Source organism: Meishania litoralis (assembly GCF_042611095.1).
Taxonomy (GTDB): Bacteria; Bacteroidota; Bacteroidia; order Flavobacteriales; family Flavobacteriaceae; genus Meishania; species Meishania litoralis.
On the sequence record NZ_JBHFPV010000002.1, the window covers coordinates 281,788 to 306,757 of the forward strand.

Annotated in this window: 23 protein-coding genes; 18 read left to right on the forward strand and 5 right to left on the reverse strand. The window is 40.5% G+C overall.

The features are described from left to right. Nucleotide 1 precedes the first annotated feature (1 nt). The 8 genes from ACEZ3G_RS10345 (at nt 2) to ACEZ3G_RS10380 (ending at nt 8,732) form a co-directional block, all read left to right on the forward strand. Nucleotides 2-751 carry a 3-keto-disaccharide hydrolase gene (locus ACEZ3G_RS10345; protein ID WP_432425413.1) on the forward strand — a complete coding sequence of 250 codons (750 nt, stop codon included), beginning with the start codon at nt 2-4 and terminating at the stop codon, nt 749-751. A gap of 70 nt (nt 752-821) precedes the next feature. Next, the gene (locus tag ACEZ3G_RS10350) at nt 822-1,694 is read left to right on the forward strand and encodes an aminotransferase class IV (RefSeq protein WP_432425414.1); all 873 of its coding nucleotides are present in this window, start codon (nt 822-824) and stop codon (nt 1,692-1,694) included. A 134-nt stretch (nt 1,695-1,828) separates the two neighbouring features. Beyond that, nucleotides 1,829-3,283, forward strand: coding sequence for a hypothetical protein (locus ACEZ3G_RS10355; protein WP_432425415.1), 1,455 nt, complete (start codon nt 1,829-1,831; stop codon nt 3,281-3,283). A gap of 107 nt (nt 3,284-3,390) precedes the next feature. Continuing rightward, nucleotides 3,391-4,389 carry a sensor histidine kinase gene (locus ACEZ3G_RS10360; RefSeq protein ID WP_432425416.1) on the forward strand — a complete coding sequence of 333 codons (999 nt, stop codon included), beginning with the start codon at nt 3,391-3,393 and terminating at the stop codon, nt 4,387-4,389. Beyond that, nucleotides 4,386-5,420 carry a histidine kinase gene (locus ACEZ3G_RS10365; protein WP_432425417.1) on the forward strand — a complete coding sequence of 345 codons (1,035 nt, stop codon included), beginning with the start codon at nt 4,386-4,388 and terminating at the stop codon, nt 5,418-5,420. The genes ACEZ3G_RS10360 and ACEZ3G_RS10365 overlap by 4 nt, the downstream gene beginning before the upstream one ends. Further along, nucleotides 5,401-6,162 carry a LytR/AlgR family response regulator transcription factor gene (locus ACEZ3G_RS10370; protein WP_432425418.1) on the forward strand — a complete coding sequence of 254 codons (762 nt, stop codon included), beginning with the start codon at nt 5,401-5,403 and terminating at the stop codon, nt 6,160-6,162. The genes ACEZ3G_RS10365 and ACEZ3G_RS10370 overlap by 20 nt, the downstream gene beginning before the upstream one ends. A gap of 116 nt (nt 6,163-6,278) precedes the next feature. After that, nucleotides 6,279-7,556: an aminotransferase class V-fold PLP-dependent enzyme gene (locus ACEZ3G_RS10375; RefSeq protein ID WP_432425419.1), complete on the forward strand. Its 1,278-nt coding sequence runs from the start codon at nt 6,279-6,281 to the stop codon at nt 7,554-7,556. 270 nt (nt 7,557-7,826) lie between these two features. Further along, nucleotides 7,827-8,732, forward strand: a complete 906-nt coding sequence (locus ACEZ3G_RS10380; protein WP_432425420.1) for a DUF4382 domain-containing protein — start codon at nt 7,827-7,829, stop codon at nt 8,730-8,732. Between the two features lie 57 nt (nt 8,733-8,789). Here the strand turns inward: ACEZ3G_RS10380 and ACEZ3G_RS10385 are convergent, their stop codons facing one another. Further along, a complete protein-coding gene (locus ACEZ3G_RS10385; RefSeq protein WP_432425421.1) occupies nt 8,790-8,915 on the reverse strand; it encodes a hypothetical protein in 126 nt (41 codons plus the stop codon). 142 nt (nt 8,916-9,057) lie between these two features. Here ACEZ3G_RS10385 and ACEZ3G_RS10390 point away from each other — a divergent pair, with 142 nt between their 5' ends. Continuing rightward, nucleotides 9,058-10,449 (forward strand): transglutaminase-like domain-containing protein, encoded by a 1,392-nt coding sequence (locus ACEZ3G_RS10390; protein WP_432425422.1) that lies wholly within the window; start codon nt 9,058-9,060, stop codon nt 10,447-10,449. Here ACEZ3G_RS10390 and ACEZ3G_RS10395 read toward each other — a convergent pair. Then, nucleotides 10,441-10,707, reverse strand: coding sequence for a hypothetical protein (locus tag ACEZ3G_RS10395; protein WP_432425423.1), 267 nt, complete (start codon nt 10,705-10,707; stop codon nt 10,441-10,443). The genes ACEZ3G_RS10390 and ACEZ3G_RS10395 overlap by 9 nt on opposite strands. Before the next feature lie 449 nt (nt 10,708-11,156). Between ACEZ3G_RS10395 and ACEZ3G_RS10400 the strand changes: the two genes are divergently transcribed. From ACEZ3G_RS10400 to ACEZ3G_RS10425, 6 genes are all read left to right on the forward strand, one after another. Next, the gene (locus ACEZ3G_RS10400) at nt 11,157-12,248 is read left to right on the forward strand and encodes a hypothetical protein (RefSeq protein WP_432425424.1); all 1,092 of its coding nucleotides are present in this window, start codon (nt 11,157-11,159) and stop codon (nt 12,246-12,248) included. 221 nt (nt 12,249-12,469) lie between these two features. Beyond that, nucleotides 12,470-12,601: a hypothetical protein gene (locus ACEZ3G_RS10405; protein WP_432425425.1), complete on the forward strand. Its 132-nt coding sequence runs from the start codon at nt 12,470-12,472 to the stop codon at nt 12,599-12,601. A gap of 432 nt (nt 12,602-13,033) precedes the next feature. Then, entirely contained in the window at nt 13,034-13,657 is a 624-nt protein-coding gene (locus ACEZ3G_RS10410) for a hypothetical protein (RefSeq protein WP_432425426.1), read from the forward strand. A 218-nt stretch (nt 13,658-13,875) separates the two neighbouring features. After that, the gene (locus ACEZ3G_RS10415; RefSeq protein ID WP_432425427.1) at nt 13,876-14,649 is read left to right on the forward strand and encodes a 3-keto-disaccharide hydrolase; all 774 of its coding nucleotides are present in this window, start codon (nt 13,876-13,878) and stop codon (nt 14,647-14,649) included. A 384-nt stretch (nt 14,650-15,033) separates the two neighbouring features. Then, on the forward strand, nt 15,034-16,743 hold the full coding sequence (locus tag ACEZ3G_RS10420; RefSeq protein ID WP_432425428.1) for a GMC oxidoreductase: 1,710 nt from the start codon (nt 15,034-15,036) through the stop codon (nt 16,741-16,743). Next, complete coding sequence (locus ACEZ3G_RS10425; protein WP_432425429.1) at nt 16,740-17,297, forward strand: gluconate 2-dehydrogenase subunit 3 family protein; 558 nt, start codon at nt 16,740-16,742, stop codon at nt 17,295-17,297. Before ACEZ3G_RS10420 ends, ACEZ3G_RS10425 begins: the two co-directional genes overlap by 4 nt. Before the next feature lie 5 nt (nt 17,298-17,302). Here ACEZ3G_RS10425 and ACEZ3G_RS10430 read toward each other — a convergent pair whose 3' ends face one another. Beyond that, nucleotides 17,303-17,692 (reverse strand): MoaF-related domain-containing protein, encoded by a 390-nt coding sequence (locus ACEZ3G_RS10430; protein ID WP_432425430.1) that lies wholly within the window; start codon nt 17,690-17,692, stop codon nt 17,303-17,305. Nucleotides 17,693-18,424: 732 nt separating this feature from the next. Here ACEZ3G_RS10430 and ACEZ3G_RS10435 point away from each other — a divergent pair. Further along, complete coding sequence (locus ACEZ3G_RS10435; protein ID WP_432425431.1) at nt 18,425-20,638, forward strand: DNA cytosine methyltransferase; 2,214 nt, start codon at nt 18,425-18,427, stop codon at nt 20,636-20,638. On the opposite strand, the gene ACEZ3G_RS10440 is transcribed toward ACEZ3G_RS10435, so the two are convergent. Further along, nucleotides 20,631-21,560 (reverse strand): hypothetical protein, encoded by a 930-nt coding sequence (locus tag ACEZ3G_RS10440; RefSeq protein ID WP_432425432.1) that lies wholly within the window; start codon nt 21,558-21,560, stop codon nt 20,631-20,633. The two genes, ACEZ3G_RS10435 and ACEZ3G_RS10440, sit on opposite strands and share 8 nt — an antisense overlap. A gap of 142 nt (nt 21,561-21,702) precedes the next feature. On the opposite strand from ACEZ3G_RS10440, the gene ACEZ3G_RS10445 reads away from it, so the two are divergent. After that, nucleotides 21,703-21,879: a hypothetical protein gene (locus ACEZ3G_RS10445; protein ID WP_432425433.1), complete on the forward strand. Its 177-nt coding sequence runs from the start codon at nt 21,703-21,705 to the stop codon at nt 21,877-21,879. Next, nucleotides 21,879-22,523 carry a DUF3883 domain-containing protein gene (locus ACEZ3G_RS10450; protein ID WP_432425434.1) on the forward strand — a complete coding sequence of 215 codons (645 nt, stop codon included), beginning with the start codon at nt 21,879-21,881 and terminating at the stop codon, nt 22,521-22,523. Before ACEZ3G_RS10445 ends, ACEZ3G_RS10450 begins: the two co-directional genes overlap by 1 nt. A 1,306-nt stretch (nt 22,524-23,829) precedes the next feature. On the opposite strand, the gene ACEZ3G_RS10455 is transcribed toward ACEZ3G_RS10450, so the two are convergent. After that, entirely contained in the window at nt 23,830-24,831 is a 1,002-nt protein-coding gene (locus tag ACEZ3G_RS10455) for a hypothetical protein (RefSeq protein WP_432425435.1), read from the reverse strand. Nucleotides 24,832-24,970 lie beyond the last annotated feature (139 nt).

Here is a 24,970-nt window from a genome sequence, read left to right on the forward strand (position 1 = left end):
TATGACAAAGCCATATTTACTTATTGCCTTAGTATGCTGCGTTCAGGTTTCAATTGGTCAGAACGAGCCGATTACATTTGGTTCGGAAACCTCGTTGAACAGCTTGGCAAACAAAGATGACAGTGAACGACCGATCCAATGGGTAAACGTGAATACCGATCCGGACACGTGGCGTACCGAAGATGAGCTTCTGATCTGCAAAGGGCTTCCAATAGGTGTAATGCGGTCGGAAAAACAATATGAAAACTTTATTCTTCAAGTGGAATGGAGACACATGGAGGCCGGCGGTAATTCAGGTGTTTTTGTATGGAGCGATGCGAATCCCGATCCCAAATCGCGCTTACCGGGCGGTGTCGAGGTTCAGATGTTGGAACTCGACTGGGTCAATTTAAACATGAGGGACGGAAAAAAGCCACCCATTGCCTATGTACATGGGGAACTTTTTGGGGTTGGCGGTGTAAACACCATTCCTGATAATCCCAGGGGAGAACGTAGCAAGTCTGTGGAAAATCGGGCAAAAGGCAAAGGCGAATGGAACTCGTACACCGTAGTTTGCATTGACGGCACGATCAAGCTTTCAGTAAATGGGAAGTTTGTAAACGGCATAAGCCAATCGACCATAAAAAAAGGATATCTGTGTTTGGAATCGGAAGGTGCCGAGATCCACTTTAGAAATTTCAGGTTGATCGAACTGGAGCCCGGGGTCACCACAAAAGCCCAAACAGTCAAAGAACTGACCTCCAAACCGTAACGATCGTCGAATTTGTATTATGGTTGGTTTTGGCATAAAACCCAGATTCCCGCTTCCGCAAGATTTGTAAATGGCCCTATATCCAAAGAAAGTTTACCTCAATGGAACGATCGTAGATCGCGAAAACGCCCAGATTTCAGTCTTCGACAGGGGCTTTATTTTCGGTGACGGCATCTACGAGGTAATGGTCCAAATAAATGGACGTTTCTTTTATGAAGCGGTACACCTTGCGCGTCTTGATGCATGTTTAAAAAAAATAAATATTGAATTCGAGGTTGAACGCTTGAAAAATGCAATTCCGAAATTGCTCGAGGCTTCAGAACTGACCGATAAAGACTGTCTATTATATATTCAGGTGACAAGGGGCGTGGCACCAAGACAGCATTCCTTTCCCAAGAATATTGAGCCCACGGTCATGATGTACGCGCAGGCCAAAAAACTCCCCGATATCAATACGGTAAACGCCTCGGTGCTGACATTGAAAGACTTCCGGTGGTCACGTTGCGATATTAAGATGACCTCGTTGTTGGGCAATGTCATGGCGAACGAGCAGGCGATGCAAAATGATCGTTATGAGGCGTTGTTGGTAAGGAACGGCATAATCACTGAAGCTTCGCATTGCAACGTATTCTTTGTAAAGGATAAGGTAGTTTATACCCATCCGGCCAATGAATTCATACTTGACGGCATTACCCGCCAAATCGTTTTGGAAATATGTCGTGCGTTGAATCTGGAAGTAAGGGAAGAAGGTATTCCCTTGAATCGTATCAGCGAAATGGATGAAGCTTTTTTGACCGGTACGAGCACACAGATTGCATCGATTCGTCAGATCGACGATCATTACTTCTATGATGGCTCAAATATCGGAGAACTTACAAAAAAACTCCAGTCAGAGTTTTTTAAACTCAAAAACTTGAACGACCAAGAGTTCAATCGGCACTGATCTTTATTTCAGAGAAGCATTCAATTAGGCCTGTACAATTCGCTACAAAGACCGGCCAACTCATTACATTTTATTTTTTGGAAAGTGCAGTGTGCCCCATCTTTGCCCTATCATCAATCAAAAAACGAACAATCATGATCAATTTATCAAAACTCCTTTTAGGAATGTTTTTAAAACTATTATTACTTTTTATCAGTTTGAATTCGATAGATGCGGAAGCTCAAAACCGCAATTCTGTCAGTATAAACTCGAACAATGGAAAAACGACCATATCTATTGAAAATGGCAAGAAGAACAGTTTCTCCTTGGAATATGAAGGCGAGATTACCCTAGCCGATGATGACAAGGATATCAAAGCGATATCCAGAGGTGGTTATGTAGAAATCAAAAAATCGGCCTTCGGAAACCGAAGGCGTATTTTTATAGAGCCGGGCACCAACGGACAGCTCATCAAAAAGTACTATGTCGGCAGTAGGGAGGAAAACTTTAATTCAGAAGGAAAAAAGTGGCTGGCCGAAATTCTCCCAGAAGTAGTAAGATCCTCGACTTTGGGGGCCGAGCAGCGTGTCGATCGGTTTTATAAAAAAGGAGGGGCCTATGCCGTGGTACAGGAAGTCAAGCAAATGGAAAGCGATTTCGTTCAGGCGGCCTATCTAAAACTTTTGCTCGATAAAAACCCTAAAACCACCGATTTACCCGCTATTTTAAAAGTAGTTGGAGAAGATATTCAGTCGGATCACCATCAGGCACAGGTCTTGAAGTATAAGACCAAGGCATTTTTAGCTTCCGATGCCTCTACGGACGCATATATCAAAGCTGCGGGGCATATAAATTCGGACCATCATAAGGCCGATGTGCTCAAGACATCGATTCGTGATGGGGGCATTTCTTCATCGCAGATGAAATCACTTTTCGCAATTACCGAAAATATTAATTCCGATCACCACAAGGCCGATGTATTGCTTACCGTTTTAAAAAACAGGTCATTGAACAATGACAACATTGATTTGTTGGTCGCCACCTCACGCAATATCGATTCAGATCACCATAAAGCAACTGTATTAAGGGCTGCACTCGACGCTCCAGGACTTTCTGAAAGTGGCTACCACAATGTATTGCGGTCCATGTCGAATCTTAATTCGGACCACCATGCCGCAAGTGTACTGACCGATTTGTTGGATAAAAAACTCGACAAGCCTTCCTTGACGGAGCTATTGGAATTGGCCGATCAAAATATCAATTCAGACCATCATAAGGCTCGGGTACTCGTAAAGGTAATCCAAAAACAATCTTTGGACGGCGCAAATCTAGACGCACTGCTCACCGCTTTGAAACGCATGAGTTCGGACGCTCACCAAGCGAATGTATTCAAACAATTGGCGAATGAAAGCTTTAGCACCGACCAATTGGTAAAAATATTGGACGCCACCAAAAGCATGAGCTCCGATTATCATCAAGCTTCTGCCTTATTGGCCTTTGCATCTGCGGTCAAGGCGAAGGGCGATGTTGCGAAAGAAGCGTATAGAAATGCCTGTCGTGGCATTTCATCGGAAACGCATTATGGAAAGGCCTTACGCGGCATCGAATAATCCCACCTTTCGGCACTCCCACCAAGATACTCGTATGGCCTTAATGTTATATTGAGTATTTTGGTAAAATGAAATGGCTATCGAATAACATTGTAGACCGACCTATTGTGAGAAAGCACCTTAGCCTTCTTTTTATTGGATTTCTATTAGGGATTTTGACCTATGGCTTTGTTCATTTTAATGGGTTCCAGAACATAACGGAATCAGTATTGAGCGGGCTATTGGGCATCCTCTTGGCTTATTCTATTCATTTAAGCAACAAGTACCTGAACATGGTGATTCCCTGGAAAAAACTGCCTGGGTTGCGCCTATTGGCCGGCATTTCGCTTCACATGAGTATAGGCTTGTTGCTGGTTTTCGGAATGCTATGGGGTTATCATCGGTCGCTTGGTCAACCCCACCTTTTTGTCGAAGATCCCGATGACGTTTTGATGAAGATCGGAATCCTCCTTTTCTGTACCGTTTTGATCTATGACATCATTTATTTTGCGTTCTACTCTTATTTTGAATATTCGAAAGGACAGGTGATGCAAGTGAAGCTGCAGCGAAAACAGGCACAGTTACAGCTTGGCGCCTTAAAATCGCAGTTAAGTCCCCATTTTCTTTTTAATGGAATGAACACTCTTTCTTCCTTGTTTTTGACCGATACCGAAAAGGCGGAAGACTTTATACGTTCGTTGGCCAGTTCGTATGAATACGTGCTGGGAAATTACGGGTCGGCATTGGTTACCGTTGCCAAAGAGTTGACCTTCGTCGATGCCTATTCCTTTTTGATGCGCACCCGTTTTGGAGAATATTTAAATCTAGATGTGCAGTTGGATGCCGCCACACTCAAAACCAAAATACCTCCGTTGACCTTACAGATGTTGGTCGAGAATGCCGTAAAACATAACGTGATAGGGCCTTCCCAGATTTTGAATGTAAAGATGGCCACAAAAGGGGAGAAGCTTATTGTTTCCAACAATAAGACGAACGAACGGCCCAATGTGGAATCCCTGAAAATTGGATTACGCAACATTGCCTCACGCTATAATCTAGTGGCCGACAAATCCATTGAAATAATCGATGGGAACGAATTTACGGTTGTTTTACCCTTGATTCCATGAAAAAATTATTTGTACACCATCCATTATTTAGATTGCTGAGCCCTCTGTTCAGTGGCACCCTAGTGTATTTGCTCATTTTGCTCATCAATAACAATATCGGGCAATTGAAAGAAGCCTTTCTCGGACTGGAGCTTTATGTCTGCATAGGCCTGGCCTATCTCATTCAAGAGTATGCCCGCCTCTCCCTCATTTGGTTCGCACGTTTCGAATGGCCCCGATCGTTTTTATTGAAATTGCCCGTGCAATTGGTAAGTTCGGTCGTCATCGGTATCGGTTTGGTCAGTTTGGCCATGTACCTCTATTTCAACAATGTTTTGGGGTATACCCCCAATACGCGCGAACTTTTCATCTTCAACAGTATCTTTTCGCTTATTACCGTGATTTATCTGGTATTGTACCTAAGCCATCAGTTCTTATACCGGGTGAACACCGACCGAATCGCCAAGGAAATAGAGGCAAAGGAAGAAGTTGAGGCGGATTTTCTCAGGTTCAGAAGCGAGGTCAATCCCAATCTTCTTTTCGAAAGTTTGGAATCGCTTTTGGTATTGATGAAAAAAGACCCAAAAGCCGCGGAGAAGCTTTCGGACCATTTTTCGGGCGTATACCGATATATGCTTGGCAAAAAGAACAGGGAATTGGTACCGATTTCCGAAGAATTTGAGGTATTGCAAGAGCTTACGCGCCTTTTTGCCTACTTTCCTTATAGAAAAATAAGTCTTAAAAGGGTAGGGGACTTGAGTACTTGGGTGGTCCCCGGCAGTATTCTTAACATAGTCGAACGGATAATTCGAAGTACGATTGTCTCGGCCGAGGTGCAATTGGATCTGGCCATTTATGAAGATAAGGAATCCTTTTCATTGCGATATATCCCGGAAGAAACATTACGGGGTAAATTCGACCAGCAAGCCCTTGCCGATATTGAAAAGAGCTATAAATTCTATTCAGATCGGGCTGTCCGTGTTTTTTTCGAAAATCCCTATAAAATCGTTGAAATACCAAAATTGAGCATTGATGCAAGTAGTCATAGTTGAGGACGAACCTCTGGCAGCGGAGAAACTGGAACGCTATCTTTTAAAGTATAGTGAAGCCGTTGAAGTGCTGACCATTTTATCATCGCTGGAAAAGGCCATTCCGTGGATCGTTGAGAATCAAGAATCCGTCGATGTTTTTTTCATGGATATTCAATTGTCAGACGGTCTGAGCTTCGAAATATTCTCTAAGGTTTCGGTAAAAAAGCCCGTAATCTTTACCACGGCTTTTGATGAATTCGCTATTGATGCCTTCAAGGTCAACAGCATTGACTACCTTCTTAAGCCCATTACTTTTACTGACATATCAAGGGCATTAAAGAAATTAAGTCTGATGAAAGAACAGTTTTCTACGGGCCGCGAAATACATGAGGCCATACGCCAATTAGGCAAGAAAACGCATAAAGACCGTTTTTTGGTTCGAATGGGCAACCATATACGGTCAATCACCAGCGAATCTATTCGTTATTTCTATGCGGAAGGGCGCGATGTGTTTTTAATGGATGACAACGGACGGAAATATCTCATCGAGTATACTTTGGAATCACTTGAAGAATTGTTGGATCCTAAACTTTTTTTTAGAACGAACCGAAGTTCTATCGTTAATATCAATGCAATCATAGATGTGGTCGTATATGCCAACCGCCGTTTAAAACTTACCCTCGACCCCAAAACTGAAAACGAACTGGTCGTGAGCCGCGAGAAGGTCGCCCGTTTCAAGCAATGGTTCGAAGGGTTGCAATAGCTATTTCTATTCTCCTCATAAGACCGACCATGACCACATCGCTACGGTTGTTTAAATTTTACTTCGACATGCCAAAGCAGATGTTTATATTTAGCGAACCAACCGAAAAATAAATTATGAACCCACGTCGAAAGTTTTTAAAAACTACGTCCTTAGCCGCGGTTTCCACACCGTTTCTATCCTTTGATTCCGAAAAAAATTGGTCTTTAAATTCGCTTCAAAAAGCGTATAATAACCCCGAGGATTATTGGCGAATGATCCGCAAACAATTTCCGCTTAAAGAGGGCCAAACCTATTTCAACAATGGTACCATGGGGCCGACCCCGGGTTACGTAATTGACCAAATCATGCACCACATGATGCATTACAACAAAGAAGCGGCCACAATCGACTATAAAAATGGTTCTGGCCCCGAACTTTTGAGTGGGTACTTTCCCTATGAGGATTTAAGAACTAAATTATCCAAAATCGTCAATTGCGATTTTAAGGAGCTTTCGTTGGTACAGAACGCCACCTTCGGAATGAACTATGTAGGCATGGGACTCGATTTAAAGTCAGGAGACGAGCTTCTCAATACCGATCAAGAACATGGCGGTGGTTTTGCGGCTTGGCAGCTTCTGGCCAAACGAAAAGGATGTATTTACAAACAGGCCAAGATGCCGGTACCGGCCAATGATCCGCAAGAAATCGTGGATGTCATATTTAGGGAAGTGACCCCTAAGACCAAGGTAATCGCCATCCCGCATATCGTTTCGGGTTATGGAACGGTCATGCCTGTCAAGGCAATTTGCTCCGAGGCCAGAAAACGTGGAATATTTACCGTTTTGGATGGCGCACAGTGCGTGGGCCACGTCAAGGTAGATGTAAAGGAAATCGGTTGCGACGCCTATTATTCGAGTTTGCATAAATGGTTGTTGGCCCCAGCCGGAAGCGGACTTCTGTACCTTAATAAAGATGTGTCACCGGGTATTTGGTCCACTATTGCCAGTTATCAATGGGACAATCAAGAAGACCATGGTTTTCGTCTGATGCAAAACGGCACTGGTAATGCGGCCCTATTGGCCGGCTATGATGCCGCTGTCGATTTTTTCAATACCGTTGGGCAAGAAAGATGGTTGGGACGTATCAAGGAACTCGGCAGTTATTTACGGTCCGGACTAAGGGAAATGCCCCATGTGACCATCGAATCTTCGACCAATGAAGAAATGGCCGCTGGGATAACTACCTACGGTGTCGCCGGAATTTCTGGTCCGGATTTGCAAAAAACCATGTGGGAAAAAGAAAAGCTGCAACCGCGTTCGGTCGGCGACAAAAACATACGTCATTCGGTGCATATCTACAATTCCAAAGAAGAAATAGACAAGGCGTTAGATGTTATCAAAGGGCTTGGGTAATCTGAGGTACCAATTAGTCCAATATGTAGGCCGATACCAACGGCCGCTAAAACGTGGGGAGATCATAACCTATTTGGTCTTCAAAGCATAAACTTTCCATAGTAAGATAGAAATCGACCAAATTTTCTTTAATTTTTAGAGAAAGTAGGGAGAAATAGTGCAGTTCATCGAAAAGTCAAAACTTTTTTTAGGGTCTAACCGTATACAATTGTTACCTATCGATAGTAAAAGCCCCAATTACCAGTTTAACAATTGTAAAAATCTAAGTTTATGAAAATCAAAACCTTAAAATTAGCACTGTTTTTATTTAGCTTAATCTTAATGGCATGTTCAGATAATGACGATAATCAAGCTTATGGCCGTTTATCGGTTCATTTAACCGATGCTCCTTTTCCCTACGACTTGGTTGCAGAGGCCAATGTTACCATTTTCAAGATTGATGCGCGCTTAAAAGGCGGAAACGAAGAAAACACGGAGAACGAAGAAAGTACAGAAATTGAAGAAAGTACTGAAGAAGATATAATAAACGAAGACAACGGGTCTTTTGTGGTATTAATGGAGGGAGAAATAACTGTGAATTTGTTGGATCTTACCAACGGCGTTACCCAACAACTGGTTGACACCGAAGTACCCGTAGGCTCCTATGATTTGATCCGCGTTCATGTAGAAGGCGTCAATGTCGTTTTGACCAGCGGTCAAACCTATGATTTAAAAGTGCCAAGCGGTTCGCAATCGGGAATTAAAATATTCCTAAAACCCGATTTGACAATCACGGGCGGCCTGAGTTCCGACCTTTTGCTGGATTTTGATGTTAGCAAATCATTTGTTCCAAAAGGTGGTACTGATATCGAGTCGATTACAGGTTTTAATTTTAAACCGGTAATAAAAGCGAGCCATTTATCAACGGTAGGTACGCTGACGGGTACCGTGTCAGAGCTGGTAGAAGAAGTTGCCACCGGAATAGAAGGTGCCCAAGTAGCGATATATGATGGTGATGCCCAGATCACCTCCACATTCACCGATGAAAGTGGCGCGTATATGGTTATGGGACTAGAGGCGGGTACGTATACCCTCATCATCGAAAAAGAGGGTTATTTAACCCAAACTATTGAAGAGATTAACATTACCCCCGCCAATAAAACCACTTTGGACGTCGAACTTGAACTTAGCGAATAAGTTCCAATAATAAAGGTCAACAAAACGAGATGAACACCATCTCGTTTTTTTATGCCTTTATTTCTGAAATGCCTCAGTATGGCCTAGCACAGAAATGGCAACATCATGGACACCGCAAAAAATATTGTCACCTGTCTTTTTTAAATTAGACCCATTTACCTTGACCAAAGTAGTATTCAACATATCGTTGATTTTGAAATCGTGAATGGCCAAACGATGGTCCAAAGCGCATGGCTGTCAAAAGGTTCCGATATTTTTTCAATCCTTAACCCAAGAAAAAATGTATTTATCGTAAATTCATGCGAATATTAATGCCGTTATTAAGATGAAAAAGTTCCGGATTATCCTCACCTTGTTTCTTATCGCTTCTTTTGCCTGCAACTCCGATAACAAAGAGAAAGAAAAACCAAAACCCTTGAAGCAAGCAAAGAACGCCCCAAAAGTGGTCACGGCGGATATCGAAGCGGGAATCAAAGCCAATATCGACAAAAAGGTTGAGGAAGGTGGAGGGTATTTTTATATGGAGGATGCAGCTGGACAGGAACTTCGCCTACAATTGGTTCGTGTACATACCGAATATCTTTCAAACTTAGGGCCTCAAAGACATTTTGCCTGTGTCGACCTGGCCGATGTAAGTGGTGATGTGTACGATGTGGATTTTTTTCTTGAAGGAGATCCGGGCAATATGAAGGTTACCGAGACTACACTTCATAAGTTGAACGGCAAGCCTTTTTATACTTGGAAACGGCGAAAAAAAGACAAGACCTGGTATAGGGTGCCGATGCAAAATGCCTCAAATGACTTGCTAGGCGTCATCGAAGGGCAAGACAGGTTCGAATTTCGCTATGAGGTTACCATACCCGAACTAAAGAAAGCTGCACAAATATGGATTCCCATTGCGCAAAGTGATCGTTTTCAAGCGGTCGAATTAACGTCTTTGGCAGCGCCCGTCGAACATCGAATACTCGATGAGAAAACCAATGGCAATTCTGTGCTCTATATGGAGCTCGCCCCCGGTCAAAGTGGAGAAAAAATAGAACTTGTTTACAATGTGGAGCGACAAGAGAAAAATCCCTATGAGGAAAAATCCTTCCCGTCAAGATACCTTAACGCCAGTGCTTTGATGCCCGTCGGCGATCGGTTTCAGATGTTAGCGGATTCGATAATAGGCAATAAGGCTAAAGATGGCACTATCATGCAGGCAAGAGCATTGTATGATTATGTGACCGAGACCGTAAAATACATCAAGGCCGGCAAGTACGGCACCGGTGATACTGTTTACGCCTGTGACTCTAAAAGCGGCAATTGCACCGAGTTCCATTCCCTCTTCATTTCTTTGGCCCGTTCGGCCGGCATCCCCGCGCGTTTTGCGGTCGGCGCCTCGATTCCGTCAGAGAGAAATGATGGCGGTATCGACGGTTACCATTGCTGGGCCGAGTTTTATGCTGAAGGAAAATGGTGGCCGGTAGATATTAGCGAGGCCAATAAATACTCTGCGCTCGCCACCTATTACTTTGGCCGCCATCCTGCAAATCGCATCGAGTTCTCCAGAGGTCGTGATTTGGTCGTGGAACCGGGACCTCGGTCCGGCCCGATAAACTTTCTCGCATACCCGGTTATGGAGGAAGGGGGCGATCCTATATTTCCAAAAACATTTTTTTCGTTTCAAAGAACGCCCAAGAACGAAACTTCGGATAAGTTGGTCGCCTTACCCTGACACGGAATCCTTGGCCGGATGCTCCCCGCCTTCAGGATGTTCCCCGCCTTCAGGATGTTCCCCGCCTTCAGGATGCTCCCCGCCTTCTGGATGTTCACCACCTTCGGGATGTTCTTCACCTTCAGAATGTTCATCCGCCTGGGCTTCGGTGTTTTCTTCTTTTTTCTGCTCCCTACAAGAGCTTACCGTTCCGGCAATAACGAAGCAGAATAATAACATGATCAGGGTAAAAAGCTTAAGTTCTTTTAATCGGTTCATAATAGCAGTTGTTTAATTTTTTTTGGCACTAGTTTAATTATTAATACCCTTAAATATACCAAATTTTGTTCGAAAGAAATATATCCGCTCAATTTTAGCCTTTAAATGGAGTATGCTTTAGAAAAGCGTGAAATCACTGTAGCTCGGAGCTTGGATACTTAAATTTCAAAACTTCGAAAAAACTAAGTCCGGATCCCGAAATACAACGGATCAATGTACATCGGTGTGGTATGGTTAAAGGCTATGTGGCTGACGTATATCATTGTGGGTAAGAGTTTTTCGTTCCTATTGAATGAATTAACGTATTGGACTCAACTCTACCAAGAAGTTAATTTGTTGAAAAAGACTACCTTAGCATAAACCTCCAATGTTGTTTGCGAGAATGCTGCGTGATACTCCGGCTGAAGCCGGATAAATGCTGAAATGAAGTAAATGTTCATCTCCGATTTATGAAATATAGCATACTTATATTTTTTGCCTTATTGATCATAATATCTTGTGCCAAGTCTTCAAATACGGACTTTGATCGAGAACCTGTTGCCAATCTGATTATCGAAAACGATAAGGTTATTTGCGAATTCTGTGATGGTTTCGGCTCCATTATCGAAACTTACGAAAACCAAATATTTGTTGGGGGCGAAAAAAAAATCTGGGTTTTTGAAAGAAATGGTCAGACAACATCCCTTTTTCAGGAAATTGATTTGGCTAATGTCGGTTCCTTGAACAGTATAAAGGCGGCGGACGGATCGCTGTTTTTAGGCCTAATTGACGATGAGGGAACGGGCAGGGTACGTCAGTATACTTTAAACAATACCGAGTGGCAATTCACCAAGGACTTCCAAGTTGGAAGGAATCAAGACAATTTCGGTAATGACATCGCAATCAAGGACACTTTGATGATTATTGGGGCTTCCGCCATATGGGACGAATCGTTCAGCATCCCGAATAAGGACGAAGGTTCATTTTATATCTTTGGCAATAAGGGTGGCGATTGGATCCAAACCCAAGAATTTTATAGTGAGAATCGTTCACCTGATGATCATTTCGGCAAGGACGTGATTATAGCGGATAATTTTGTCGTTGTTACTGGCTTATCGATTCCGATGCACGTTTACGAATTTGAGAATACGGAATGGAATTTGGCAAGTGTTGAGAATAATATCGTTCCCGCTGATATTGATAATAACGGCAATACTTTTCTTTATTATTCCGAAATGTTGGGTTTGCAGTCGTTTTCGATGAATCCTAATGGTTCAATTAGCCCGATAACCATTAATGCAAATTTAGATTTAGGCCTTGGTCTTCAATTTTATGGAGATAGTATGAGTATGACCCAAGACCATGCTTTGATTGCTACTCTAGGTGGGCATGAGGTGTACCTACTACAGTTGGTGGGCAATGAATGGGTTTTGAAAAAAACTTTAGCTCCGGGTAACGAGCCACAATCTAAGTATTCGGGATTGAAACTTACCCCGGAACAGGCCTTGATCGGCGGCATCTCTTCGGATGGGGTTTCTTATCTTTTCTTTGAGAATTTTTGATATAGTAACCAACCTGCGAATGGGTTATGTAATTATTTGAATATCAATAAATTTATAATTAAAAACTTATGGTTGCATTCTATGAATAATCTTTGGAATGCACCTTTCTACTGGTTCAGCAACATCGGCTTACAACTATGGTAAATAGGGGTATAAACCCTTTAAAATATGGGTTGAATACAGGTTGACCTAGACTGGTTATCCACTTAACTTCGATGATTATGAACCAAAAAAACAGTACCATTGAAAAAGTAGGCTTAAAAGATCCGTATACCAAAGAGGATGCTGACAGCAAGAAGCAAACATCGATCGTAGAACTTCTTAAAAGAAAACCTGCGGTGTACGAGGTTTGAAAATGGAAAATTGATCCGATTACCGGAAAACCCAAAAAAGAGTGTTGGATCGAAGAACCGGTCAATGCCCTTGTATTGAAATAAGGGTAAAAAAGTTGCAGGAACGGAATGGGCTATTGGTGCATTCCGTTCTTGAAATTTATCGGCAATGTTCGCGCGACTTGATTTTTAGATAAAAGCCCAGGCAATAGTGCCGCTCAAAAAATTTCTTCCAAAGAAAATCTTTCTGAGGTCATGGAACACTGACCTAGTTCAAATATTCATCTGTAGCTTGAAAAGCTGGTTTTATGAACAAAACGGCCCGTCTTTTAGGTTGCGATTGTCAGCAGGCCCGCTGTGCTAATAATGGACCAAAACCCGGGTTGAAATATATCGTTACCCTTGATAATGGCATAAATTTTGACGTTATAGCAGGGTACCAAAACCAATCGGATGATACAGATTTTCAAAAGGCCAGTGCTGTTAATTATTCTTTTTTTGGGGCTTTACTCTATGAACGCACAAAAAAAAGCCTTCAATAAGGGATACCTTGTAAAACAATCCGGTGATACGATACAAGGCCTCGTCAAAGACCGGTCCACAGGAACATTTGTTTCCCTATACACGAAGATCCGTTTTAAAGAAGCTGGTTCTTCGCGCACCAAAAAGTACGGCCCTGACGATATCTTGGGATATGGCTACCATGGCCAAAATTTTGTTTCCATGCCATTTAGGGAGGAAATTGATTTTTTTAAGTTCCGGTATTATACCGATTCACGGGCACCGCGGGTGTTTTTAAAAGTAGTACGAAAATCGGAGCAGCTTATCTATTTCGAACAGCTTTTTGTGCATGAGGATAGTTCTTACCTTGATTCCACTCCGTTTTTTTACCGGCCCGATACAAGTGAATTGGTCCGTGTCACACAGGGCATTTTGGGGTTTAAGCGAAAGCGTCTTGCCGAGTATTTTTCAGATTGTCCGGCATTGGCCCAAGAACTTTATGGCGATGACCGTACAATTGGGAGTATTTCCGACTTGTACGAATTTTGCCTTGAGCGGTGTATTGCAAATCAGTGACAAATTACTTGGCCATGTTTGGCGCCTCTTGATGGCGATAACATTACAAAAATCGATTTGCACGATTACCAGGCACTTAAGATATCGATTGCATGAAAAATCATTGTGATGTCTAGCCATTATTGTTACTTTAGGCATCCTGTACAACTTACTGGCCATACAGCATAATAGATTGAGGTGTAGATCTTTGATATTGACCGGTACCACTACGTAAAAAAATGAATCGAGCTTCCTCCTTTATGATGGTCCTGATACTACTTATCGTGGTATCGTGTAAGACCGAAGAAAAAAAGAAATTCCGAATTGAGCGCTCCAAGGCGTTGTCCATGAAGAACAAGGTACACAATCAACTGCTCGATATCGAAAGGGAGCAGGGGTGGCAACTGCTTTTCGATGGAAAGACCCTCGACGGATGGCACCTGTACAATAAGCCTGACTCTACCCAGTTTTCGGCTTGGGAAGTCAAGGATGGCACTATTTACTGTAACGCGACCGATGAAAGCAGGTTATTTGGGGACTTGGTGACCGATACCGAGTTTGAAAACTACGAACTTGTGTTTGAATGGCAAATGGGATTACGGGGAAACGGAGGCGTCTTTATCAATGTTCAAGAATCCCCTGAATTTGGTGCAACCTACGAAACCGGACCCGAATATCAACTTTTGGATCCCGAACATATGGATACGAACACCCCTATGAAAAGACCAGGTTGCCTTTGGGGACTGTTTCCCCAAGTTAATGAGGCCAAGGCCCATGCCACCGGGCAGTGGAACACCGCCAAAATCATACAACAAGATGGCAACATTCAGTTCTACTTAAATGATATTCTCACGGCCGAGGCAGATTTAACTTCATCTGAATGGGCAAATACTGTTGCAGCTTCCAACTTTAAGGGCCGGCCCGCTTTTGGCAAAACCACCAGAGGAAAAATAGCGCTTCAAAACTGGTACTTCGAATCTTGGTTCCGTGATATAAAGATCCGTGAATTGTAGTAGTAGGAATTTTGAGCACCGATTTATTCCGAATAGCAAAGCTAACTATGAATGGCCAAAAAATATATTGAAATGATAATGTTCTAATTTACCTGCGTGGCCCGTAGGCAGATGTAACTTAGCTTTGTGCGAGATGGTACGCTGACTAATTTTACACCGCACTTCCTGAAAAATTTCGCATATAAATCTTCTTTAATAAAGTAAAGGCATTCTTTGAATGATACCCGACGAGCCTGCCCTGAGCGGAGTCGAAGGATAGGAGGGGAGGCAATGTGTGGTATGAGATTAACTGACTAAAGTTTTCTATCTTGCTACAAGACCAGAGTGGAATTTTTGTTCCCTCTTTATATTTTTGGCTTTACGTGTACACCTAAATTTTTGGTTATGAACCTAAATACCAAATCAAAACAACAGCACACATACGATGCCATCGTCGTAGGTACCGGTATAAGTGGAGGTTGGGCGGCCAAGGAGCTTTCTGAAAAGGGTTTGAAGACATTGGTGCTGGAAAGGGGCAGAATGGTAAAGCACCTTACCGATTATCCTACAATGAATCTAAACCCTTGGGAACAACCCTATGGCAATCGGTTGACGCCCAAGGAAAGTCGAGAGATCTACCCGGTTCAAAGTAGGACATCCTATGCTATCGATCAATCTACGAAGCATTTCTTTGTCAAGGATAATGAAAATCCATACGAGCAAAAGAAACCTTTTCTTTGGACCCGGGGATATCAGGTAGGCGGACGGTCGCTCATCTGGGGCCGATGGGCATATCGAAGAGGAGATCTGGAATTTGGCGCCAACGCCCGGGATGGCGTCGGATTGGATTGGCCGATTCGATACAAGGATATCGAACCTTGGTATGACTATGTGGAGTCATACATCGGTGTAAGTGGGTCGAATGATGGATTGCCCCAGGTGCCCGATGGAAAGTTTCTACCACCATGGGAAATGAGCTGTTTGGAAAAGCACGTGGCCGGTAAAATTGAAGAACATTTTGATGGCCGTAAATTGACAATAGGCAGAACGGTCAACCTCACCAGGCCCCATGGGGGCCGCGGCAAGTGCATGGCGCGCAACAAATGCCGAAGAGGATGCCCCTATGGCGCTTACTTCAGTAGTAATTCGGTTACTCTTGTTGCTGCTGAAAAGAGCGGTAATATGACCTTGCGACCCAATTCGATAGTGCACACCATCCTCTACGATAAGCAGACTAAAAAGGCTTCAGGGGTACAAATAATCGATGCCGAGACAAAAGAGACGATCGAGTACAAGGCCAAGATCATCTTTCTATGTGCTTCGACCTTGGGCAGTACCAGTATTCTGCTCAATTCGGTTGCCCATAGTTTTCCAGATGGTTTGGCGAACTCGAGTGGAGAATTAGGGCATAATCTCATGGACAATCATTTTCAGGTCGGTGCCTATGGTACGTATGACGGCTTTGAAGATCAATATCACAAAGGCAGGCGTCCCGTAGATGTGTTGGTCCCGCGATTTCAAAACCTTGATGCCAAGACGAAACGAAAAGACTATTTACGAGGTTTCAGCACTTATGGCTGGTCAGGTCGCGAGGGGTGGGACAGAGGCTTTGGAGGCAATGAGTTCGGGGCCGAATGGAAGGATGGCTTAACCAAGCCTGGCCCTTGGACCTTTACATTTCTTGCCTTTGGCGAATGTTTGCCCGATCATAAGAACAGAATATACTTGGACCATAACAAGAAAGACCCCTGGGGATTGCCGATGTTGGTCACCGACATGGAATTTGGTGAAAATGAATCGGCCATGCGCAAGGAAATGATGACTTCAAGTGCAGAAATGCTCGATGCCTCTGGATTCAAAGACATTGGCACCTACGATGAACCCAGTGAGCCGGGTTTGAGCATACACGAAATGGGCACGGCGAGAATGGGTGCCGACCCCAAGACCTCTGTTCTCAATAAGTGGAATCAAGTGCACGATATCCCGAACATTTTTGTGACAGATGGCTCATGTATGAACTCCAACGGGTGGGGCAATCCTTCACTAACGTATATGGCACTAACGGCTAGGGCATGTGACTATGCGGTAGATCAACTTAAAAAAGGAAACCTATGAACTCTGACAAGATAAATAGAAGAAAGGCCTTGGAAAAGACTTCGCTATTGCTGGGCGGGGTGTTGACCACTTCTATTTGGACAGGCGTACTCCATGGCTGTGGAGCACCAAAAGAACTTGACTGGTCCCCAAAATTCATGACCAACGAAGAGGCCATGTTAACCGAAATGCTGGTTGATGTTCTCATTCCGCGTACAGAGACTCCTGGTGCGTCCGACGCAATGGCACATCGTTTTATCGACGAAATGTTGCACGGGTATTTTGATCCGAGCGAACAAAAGACGGTAAGAAATGGCTTGAAAGAACTGCAAGAGACGGGCTTTTCAGATTTAAGCCATGCAGAAAGAATCGAGGTCTTACAAGATTTGTCCGATAAGGCCGGACAAGAAAGCGAAACGTCTTTTTTTCAGATTATGCGCAGCATGACCTTATTGGGCTACTTCACCTCTGAGGCAGGGGCTACACAAGCCTTAACCCATGACCCCGTTCCAGGAACCTATGAAGGATGCATTCCAATACAAAAATACGGCGGTAAATGCTGGTCTGAGAGTTAGGCGCACTAATTGTTGTCCAATATTTTAAAGGTACCCTCCCCGGCGTACAATTCCCTGCCAAAAAGTAAATGGTTGTGTACTTTTCCTTTCTTAAAATCCAACACCTGACTTACACCCGTACCACTTTCCTCGCCCCAGGTGATAAAAAGTTTATCGCCGGATATCCATTCGGCGATATAAACTTCATTCCCTTTAAGTCCCGTTTCATCACCTTTCATTGCTTGCCAGTGTAATGTAGAATCGGTATCAAAAGTGAGATGGTATACATTTTCATCATATCGATATTCCAAAGTCCGATGGATCAACTCCACAGTATCATCCTTTACCGGGGTGCAATGCATAAGCGCCAGTGGTAGAAGACACAAAATAAAGGGCTTTAAACTTTGATTCAGCATAGTATCATTTGTAAAAGATTAAAATAATTATAAGCTATAAAATGAACAAGCGCTTGCACAAGAAAAGTAATGAAAGAGGGTAATCTAACAGTAGTGATCGAACAACTATGAGCACTTCATACCTAAAACGTATCAATTTACAGTGCGAGCGTTGGCTTTTCTAGGAATAATGCGATTTGCCAGCCGCATCAACTCGCTAAATTTTAAAAGATTTTCAATCTTTAAAAATATTCCGTACATAATAGAATTATGACTTACAGCCGTTAAGTACCATTCCAGTAAAACGGCTTTTACATACGCGATAAAAAATGATTACCCAGTGGGTGATTATTTTTTTCGGCGAGTTGGCGCGCTGGATGTCATTGCAGAATTTCTTTTTACATAATACCTGCCGATATGGTTCTAAAGAAGCCATATCTGGTATTATGCAAAACAGCAAGCTGTACAGAAATACTGCGCCGTTTTACACATTATACGAATCTGCATCATAATGTTTTGCGTTATGTAACTTGAGCTTTGGTAAAAGCGAAAGTTGGTACCGCACTTCCTGAAAAATTTCTTCTAAAAATTTCCTTATAAAATATAATGGAATACTGTTTTGCCGAACCCGCAGAGTGGGGGAGGTGAAAGTGTATGGAATGGGTTAAAATTGGAAATATTCCAAAAAAAGTTGGAATATTCCACAACTGTCCGTAGTTTTGTCCGTGTCCGTAAAAAAGCCCGTGATATTCTATGGCAACTATTAACTTCTATCTTGATTCTACCAGAAAAAGTGGATATGCCCCAATTGATTTAAGAATTAACTGTAATTCTAAGCGTGTAAAAATATCAACAAAAGAGAAAATTAAACCTGTTGATTTCGACAAAGAAAATCAATTAGTGAAAGACACCTCAGAACGAGCTATTGAACTTAATCATTACTTATCATATTTAAAAGATAGGGCAGAGGAGTTAGTTAATAACTCACCCAAGAAGAAGTATACACTTGAAGAAATCAAATGTAAGCTAACTGATTTTGTTGAAGCATATAAAGATGGGCATGATTTCAATATTGTAAAAGAACAGGTTCCTTTATATGGTAAAGCATTCACATTTATTGATTTGTTTGCCGGAGCAGGTGGCTTTAGTGAAGGTTTTTTGCAAGCGGAACATAACAATAAGTTTTTTGATTTTCTATTAGCCAATGATATAAATGAAAATTCTGAACTAACCCATTTAGTAAGATATAATTATCAGTTAGGCTTAGATGCTGAATTCTTATGTCAAGATATCACTGAACCTGATTTTTTAGATAATTTATTGGAAAAGCTTGAGGGTAAAAAAGTGGATGTGGTTTGTGGTGGTCCGCCATGTCAAAGTTTTAGTTTGGCAGGAAAGAGGAAGAAATTTGACAAAAAAGACGACCTTTTTGCTCATTATTTAGAAGTTATTAAAGTCTTGCAACCCAAGTACTTTATTATGGAAAATGTTAAGGGAATACTGACTAAAGAAAGGGGAAAGATTAAAGAATTGATTTTAACCGAAATTAATTCAATTGTTGACATTAAAGAAATTCCCAAATTATCAGCGTTTGTAAAATCTCTGAAAAAGACAAATCCAGAAAGTGAGTTTATTTTAGATTGTCTGGTAAAAAGAATTGAAATTGAGCAATTCACTGACATTCAAGCTACTGGAGCTAAAGAAAATTACATAAAAGCTATTGATTCACAATTTAAGAAGATTACCCCTAAAATTGCTGACTATAAAACCAGTAAAACCGATTCAAGAATTAGCACCATACGACATGGTTTCAATATTCTGATTAGAGATAAAGTATGGGAAAAATTAAAACGGGATTTAATAAAGGAAAAAGATTATTGCAACATTGACAATGACTATTTTGTCGATTCATTTACACAATTCATAACAGATTTAGACTCTAGGGAGATTATCAATAAGATTGAAAGTGCATTCCAGAAATTAGAAGTAAGAAAAGAGTTTTTGAAACAATGTGAAGATATAGTTGAAGCACTTAAAATTTATATTTTAAACATAGATGAATGTTTGAACTTTATCTCTAATTACTGCAATGAAGAACAAAATCAAGAATTAAAAGAGATTGTAGATAGTATAAGACTTTACAAAATTAAGTCCCCTTTCGTTGCAAATTCTTCGAACTACGGAGTACCTCAAAATCGAGAACGTGTTTTGTTTATTGGATGTAGGAAAGACCAAAAATTTATTTCGGAGATTCCGGCAACTGTAAATGAAGAAGAAAAAGTATCAGTTTTTGAAGCGTTGTATGATTTAGATTTTATTGGCAACAATCAAGAAGCACACCATTACCAAACCGTTGATATTACCAAACAGTATAATGGCACGGCCAAAAAGATGAAAAATCTTTTAAAGACACGTTCAATTGATGGAAAGCCATTGAGTGGAAAAGGGAAAACTTTTTCTGATTGGAGCAAATCTGGTCGCCTAAACGGTCGATTTGAAAACACAACAAAACCCTTCTATGTAAGAAATTCGGAAGCCTTGAATAATAATCAGAAAGATTATGCTGTCTTGCACAACCATAAAACTAGTAACCAAGGTGATGATGTATTGAGAAGACTTGAGTTGATTTTGGAAGCAGGAAATTATAAAAAGGCTCAGAAAAAACTTGACAAATGTGGTCTTTCTTCAAACAAAAGAAATTATAATGTTCTTAAACCCGAGGGGCAGAGTCCAACAGTCATGACAATTCCAGACGATTATATCCACTATAGCACACCAAGGGCCCTTACAGTTAGAGAAATGGCTCGACTGCAATCCTTCGATGATTCTTTCGTTTTTCAGGGCAAGCGTTCCACAGGAGGTAACAATCGAAAATCCGAACTACCGCAGTATACTTTGGTAGGAAATGCTGTGCCTCCCTTAATGGCAAGGGCTGTTGCTTTGGAAATATTGAAAAATATTAGATGATGTCAAAGTAAGAAAGATTACCCGAAAACTCTTCAAGTGCGGCTCTAATTTCAGTTCTAATATTGTTCGGATAACCAGCTTGAAAATTGTTGGTGAAAATTTCCTTTAATGAACGGGCGACATGTTGTTCTGTTGGTTTACCCCAATAATTACCCCCTGACAGATTAGTTACTCTTTTAACGGCAACTGAATCAGAATTATAATTTGCCCTTTGATTTGAAGGTACAGTAACAAAAGAGTAGGTGAAATTATTTGTATCGTGAATATTAAAACCGTCTCTGCCAATTGTTATGTTTCGTCCCCTAAATCCATTAGCTGAATATATCATGTCCCAGAGCATAGGAATTTGGGCATTATCATTCCAATTTGTTTTGCATTGAATCACACCAATCTCATAATTGTCGAAATCTTGTGATGCTAGAAAATTAGTAATCTCTCTATTAAACTTATTTCTTCTAAAATTATCGAACCTAATTCCGTTGTTTCCAACATTTAGTTCATCTAATTCAACACCATAATTCGGTAAATCAGGAAAAGTTATTACAGTTATGTCAGATTCTGTATTACAAGCAAAATTGCCATAGTTTACAGTGATTGCATCCTGAATTGGTTTGGGAACTAAACTCATCTTTCTGATAGCAACAGTTCTACTTCCAACGGTACATAAATTTATATACCAACATACCAGAGATTCCCAAGCTGTACCCCCACCTGATAATTGGCCTTGACCACGACCTTCGCCACCGGTAGATTTAAATATATCTGAAAGGTGGTCTCCCAGATTTATAATATCCGTTTCATTATAGTTTTCGCCTAAGATTTGATGTATTCTCGCTTTCCAAGTCGGCCAACATCTCCTTAAAGTTGCAGTTCCAAAAAGGCTATTAACAGATATTTGTCTGAAATATTCTGGTATGGTCATAAAAGTGCTTATAAATTATAATATATAGTTCCTAATTTACTTTAACATTGAATATTACTAAATTATTTACCATGGACAAAATTTTGGAAATAATTGATCTCAGTTGGACTCAGGTTATGTGGTTTTTCAATTGAGTAGTAGAATGTTGAAGAACAGCGAATTTAATGCTACCGAGCAAATTCGTAATTTTTTATTGACCGAAGGAATTTTTGATTATAATGCACTTGAAGATGGAACCAAGAAATATATTGAAGGGGTGATTCTTGCCAAGAGTGAATCAAAAAAAAAACTAGGATTAGACTTGGTTTTCCGCCTGTGATGCGAGAAGCAAGGATTTGGATTTTTGGTTTAAACGATTTTGTAGCGCCTGATGACAAGGTGTTAATAGGTTTAATAGAGGGCAACATAGTCATCATACCGATGAATCAATCTAATGATTCTTATCCAAACTTAAAAACACTAGTAAGGACCAGCAAACTTGATAAAAAGTCAAAAAAAAGACTTAAAAACAGGAAAAGAGAGAAGGAATATAAGGCATTTAAAAAGGACTATTTGAAACAGGCTATGGAAAATACCAAACTGGGGCTTGAGGGTGAATTATTTGTGTTTTTTTTCGAAAGACAAAGGTTAATTAAGGCAGAAAGGGAAGATTTAGCGGAAAAGGTTGAACACACATCAGTGGTAAAAGGAGATGGCCTTGGTTATGATATTCTTTCCTATGATATCAATGGCACAAAGAAATTCATAGAGGTGAAAACGACAGCAGGTAGGTGTAATTCTAGACTTTTTTTAAGTATAAATGAGATAGAATTTAGTTGTAAGAACCCTAATAATTTCTTTCTGTTTAGGATTTATAAGTTCAACAATGTCCGAAAATCAGGTAAAATAAAATCATTAAAAGGATGTTTATCTGATAACATCCATATAGAACCTACAAGTTTTTCAGCGGTGGTTGAAGAATAGAATTTATGAAGAAACTGGCGCCGGCTAGAAGAAAATGCGGGCGAGTAGGGGAGTGAATTTATGGCTTGGCACAAAGAGCCATTGCCCTCGACTTTGTGTTTACACGTTTACGCCCAAGTAGCGAAGCTACAAGTCACAAAGGGAGCGTGGAAGCATATTTTACTCATTGTATTTTATTGTCTTTAAAGGTATTCGTGAATGCTTCGCATTTCTTCTTGATTTCAATGGGAAAGACGATCTTTTTACGCAGTATAGACGAAGTTTTCGTTAAGAATTTTCGAAACCTTGGAGAAAATTTAGAAAACTGAGACGGTTTTAGCTATGCTAAAAATACCTCGTAAAAAGGGTCTTTTCTTTTGGTTCGTTTTCTTTGGACAAGCAAAGAAAATGAACAGTATTAATCTTCAAAAGGAACAGTTAGTAGTTTCATTTCTATTTGACATAATATTTAAACATCCGAAAAAGGAGTCTCAATCAGGGGAGTATGCGAGCAAGTGCTTAGAAATTTACGCTCCTCTGCCAACGCTACCATCTGGCCCGTTTTTTGAAACGTCTACTAGACCTTCCAAAAAATCGTCCTAAGCTTTTGCGGCAAGCTGACGAAAAGCCTCTGAAATTTTTCTTCTCCAAATTTTCAATTGAACCAAAGGATTCAACAAAGACCAAAAGCTGATCTTTTAATGGTCCTTCGACTTCGCTCAGCATAAACTATGGCAAGCGGCTGGAAAATGCGAAGCATTCACGAATACAGATTTATTAAAATATAAACTGCATGAGTAATTGTGTTTGAAATACCAAGCGTTGGCTTTTCTAGGAATAATGTGATTTGCCAGCAGGATCAACTCTCTAAATTTTAAAAGATTTTCAATCTTTTAAAATATTCCGTACATAATAGAATTATGACTTACGAATATAAACAAGGCTTTCAGTAAAACGGCTTTGACATACGCGATTAAAAGTGATTACCCTGTGGGTGATTACTTTTTTCGGCGAGATGGCGCGCTGGAGGTCATTGCAGAATTTCTTTTTACATAATACCTGCCGATATGGTTCTAAAGAAGCCATATCTGGTATTATGCAAAACAGCAAGCTATACAGAAATGCTGCGCCGTTTTACACAATAGACATATTTGTATCATAATGTTCTGCGTTATGTAACTTGAGCTTTGGTTAAAAGCGAAAGTTGTTACTACAGTTTCTTTAAAAAATTTATTCTAAAAAGTTTCTTCTACAATGTGAATGGAACACTTTTTATGCGACGACGTAGGAGGGAAGCATAATGTGTGTGGAATGGAATTTTAACAACTCATTTCAATAAAGTTTGATTACGTTTATAAATAGCTAAATCTTCGCGACCATGAGCTTCTGTTTGTAATTCACCAATATATCTTAACAAGGCTGGCCTTTCTTTTTTAATAATTTCCAAGAGTTTGGCAGAATTATCAGTATTTAAAAAATCCTTTTCAAGATTGATTGATTCATAAAAGACATTCATAAAAATTGTTTCAAAGTGAATATTTACACCTTTTCTATTCCATGCATCTTTAAGATAGGTGCAAAATGTCATTAGAGAATATAGTAAACGAATAGCTGGATGTGGATGAGAACGTTCTCTATAATAAAGATTTTCAATATCATTAACAAAGGTTAATAAATACTGACAAATTACTGTTCCAGAAAGAATAGTTAAAGCTTCAATTACTTCTTTATCTAAATCATCTTTAAAAAGACGCTCGTAATAATCTACAGTATGATTTGCAAGACATAGTGAACTGTAACAATCAGCGTCATACTCAAGTATATGTTTTTCAATATTAAAACCACCTTGATTATTCAATGACCTTTCTTGAATGCCTTCATTGAGGAAATCGGACTGTTGAATCAAGTGACCTAGTTCATGGTAAAAAGTAAAATGAGATGCCAACTGATAATAAAATTCATTAATACTAATATCTAATTTCTTGTTAAGCTTATCCAAAGCCTCTAAATCGGCATTTAAGTTAATTGGAGTACCTAATTGGAATTTAGAAATTAACCAGTTTATCAAACCTACATTTAATTTTATTACATATTTTTCATCTATGGTGCCAGCAGAAGCATTTTTGGTAGTATTCGAAGAAATTAAAATATAATGTTGAGCAATTCCATAATGTGCACTTTCGGTTGCCAATGTTTTATAATAAAAGTCAAAAGACTTTAAAATTTCGACAAGCATTGGGCTTCCTTCGGGATTGAAGATATCTGCTTCTGTAAGTGGTAAATCAGCAATTGTGGTTACTTGAATTGCATTGTATTGTTCTAAAGTCATAGTTTCTTCTACTGAAATAGAAAGATATTAAAACAAAACGTTTTTCTTTCAATGTAATTAGATTAAATAAAATATTGTTGATAATTAACATCATATTGTTAATATAAAATATCTCATAGTATGAGATATTAAAACACTA

Bases quoted from the DNA above. Each gene is read 5' to 3' on its own strand.
- ACEZ3G_RS10345 (WP_432425413.1), top strand. From the start codon at position 2: ATGACAAAGCCATATTTACTTATTGCCTTAGTATGCTGCGTTCAGGTT.
- ACEZ3G_RS10350 (WP_432425414.1), top strand. From the start codon at position 822: ATGGCCCTATATCCAAAGAAAGTTTACCTCAATGGAACGATCGTAGAT.
- ACEZ3G_RS10355 (WP_432425415.1), top strand. From the start codon at position 1,829: ATGATCAATTTATCAAAACTCCTTTTAGGAATGTTTTTAAAACTATTA.
- ACEZ3G_RS10365 (WP_432425417.1), top strand. From the start codon at position 4,386: ATGAAAAAATTATTTGTACACCATCCATTATTTAGATTGCTGAGCCCT.
- ACEZ3G_RS10370 (WP_432425418.1), top strand. From the start codon at position 5,401: ATGCAAGTAGTCATAGTTGAGGACGAACCTCTGGCAGCGGAGAAACTG.
- ACEZ3G_RS10375 (WP_432425419.1), top strand. From the start codon at position 6,279: ATGAACCCACGTCGAAAGTTTTTAAAAACTACGTCCTTAGCCGCGGTT.
- ACEZ3G_RS10380 (WP_432425420.1), top strand. From the start codon at position 7,827: ATGAAAATCAAAACCTTAAAATTAGCACTGTTTTTATTTAGCTTAATC.
- ACEZ3G_RS10385 (WP_432425421.1), bottom strand. From the start codon at position 8,915: ATGTTGAATACTACTTTGGTCAAGGTAAATGGGTCTAATTTAAAAAAG.
- ACEZ3G_RS10390 (WP_432425422.1), top strand. From the start codon at position 9,058: ATGAAAAAGTTCCGGATTATCCTCACCTTGTTTCTTATCGCTTCTTTT.
- ACEZ3G_RS10395 (WP_432425423.1), bottom strand. From the start codon at position 10,707: ATGAACCGATTAAAAGAACTTAAGCTTTTTACCCTGATCATGTTATTA.
- ACEZ3G_RS10400 (WP_432425424.1), top strand. From the start codon at position 11,157: ATGAAATATAGCATACTTATATTTTTTGCCTTATTGATCATAATATCT.
- ACEZ3G_RS10405 (WP_432425425.1), top strand. From the start codon at position 12,470: ATGAACCAAAAAAACAGTACCATTGAAAAAGTAGGCTTAAAAGATCCG.
- ACEZ3G_RS10410 (WP_432425426.1), top strand. From the start codon at position 13,034: ATGATACAGATTTTCAAAAGGCCAGTGCTGTTAATTATTCTTTTTTTG.
- ACEZ3G_RS10415 (WP_432425427.1), top strand. From the start codon at position 13,876: ATGAATCGAGCTTCCTCCTTTATGATGGTCCTGATACTACTTATCGTG.
- ACEZ3G_RS10420 (WP_432425428.1), top strand. From the start codon at position 15,034: ATGAACCTAAATACCAAATCAAAACAACAGCACACATACGATGCCATC.
- ACEZ3G_RS10425 (WP_432425429.1), top strand. From the start codon at position 16,740: ATGAACTCTGACAAGATAAATAGAAGAAAGGCCTTGGAAAAGACTTCG.
- ACEZ3G_RS10430 (WP_432425430.1), bottom strand. From the start codon at position 17,692: ATGCTGAATCAAAGTTTAAAGCCCTTTATTTTGTGTCTTCTACCACTG.
- ACEZ3G_RS10435 (WP_432425431.1), top strand. From the start codon at position 18,425: ATGGCAACTATTAACTTCTATCTTGATTCTACCAGAAAAAGTGGATAT.
- ACEZ3G_RS10440 (WP_432425432.1), bottom strand. From the start codon at position 21,560: ATGACCATACCAGAATATTTCAGACAAATATCTGTTAATAGCCTTTTT.
- ACEZ3G_RS10445 (WP_432425433.1), top strand. From the start codon at position 21,703: ATGTTGAAGAACAGCGAATTTAATGCTACCGAGCAAATTCGTAATTTT.
- ACEZ3G_RS10450 (WP_432425434.1), top strand. From the start codon at position 21,879: ATGCGAGAAGCAAGGATTTGGATTTTTGGTTTAAACGATTTTGTAGCG.
- ACEZ3G_RS10455 (WP_432425435.1), bottom strand. From the start codon at position 24,831: ATGACTTTAGAACAATACAATGCAATTCAAGTAACCACAATTGCTGAT.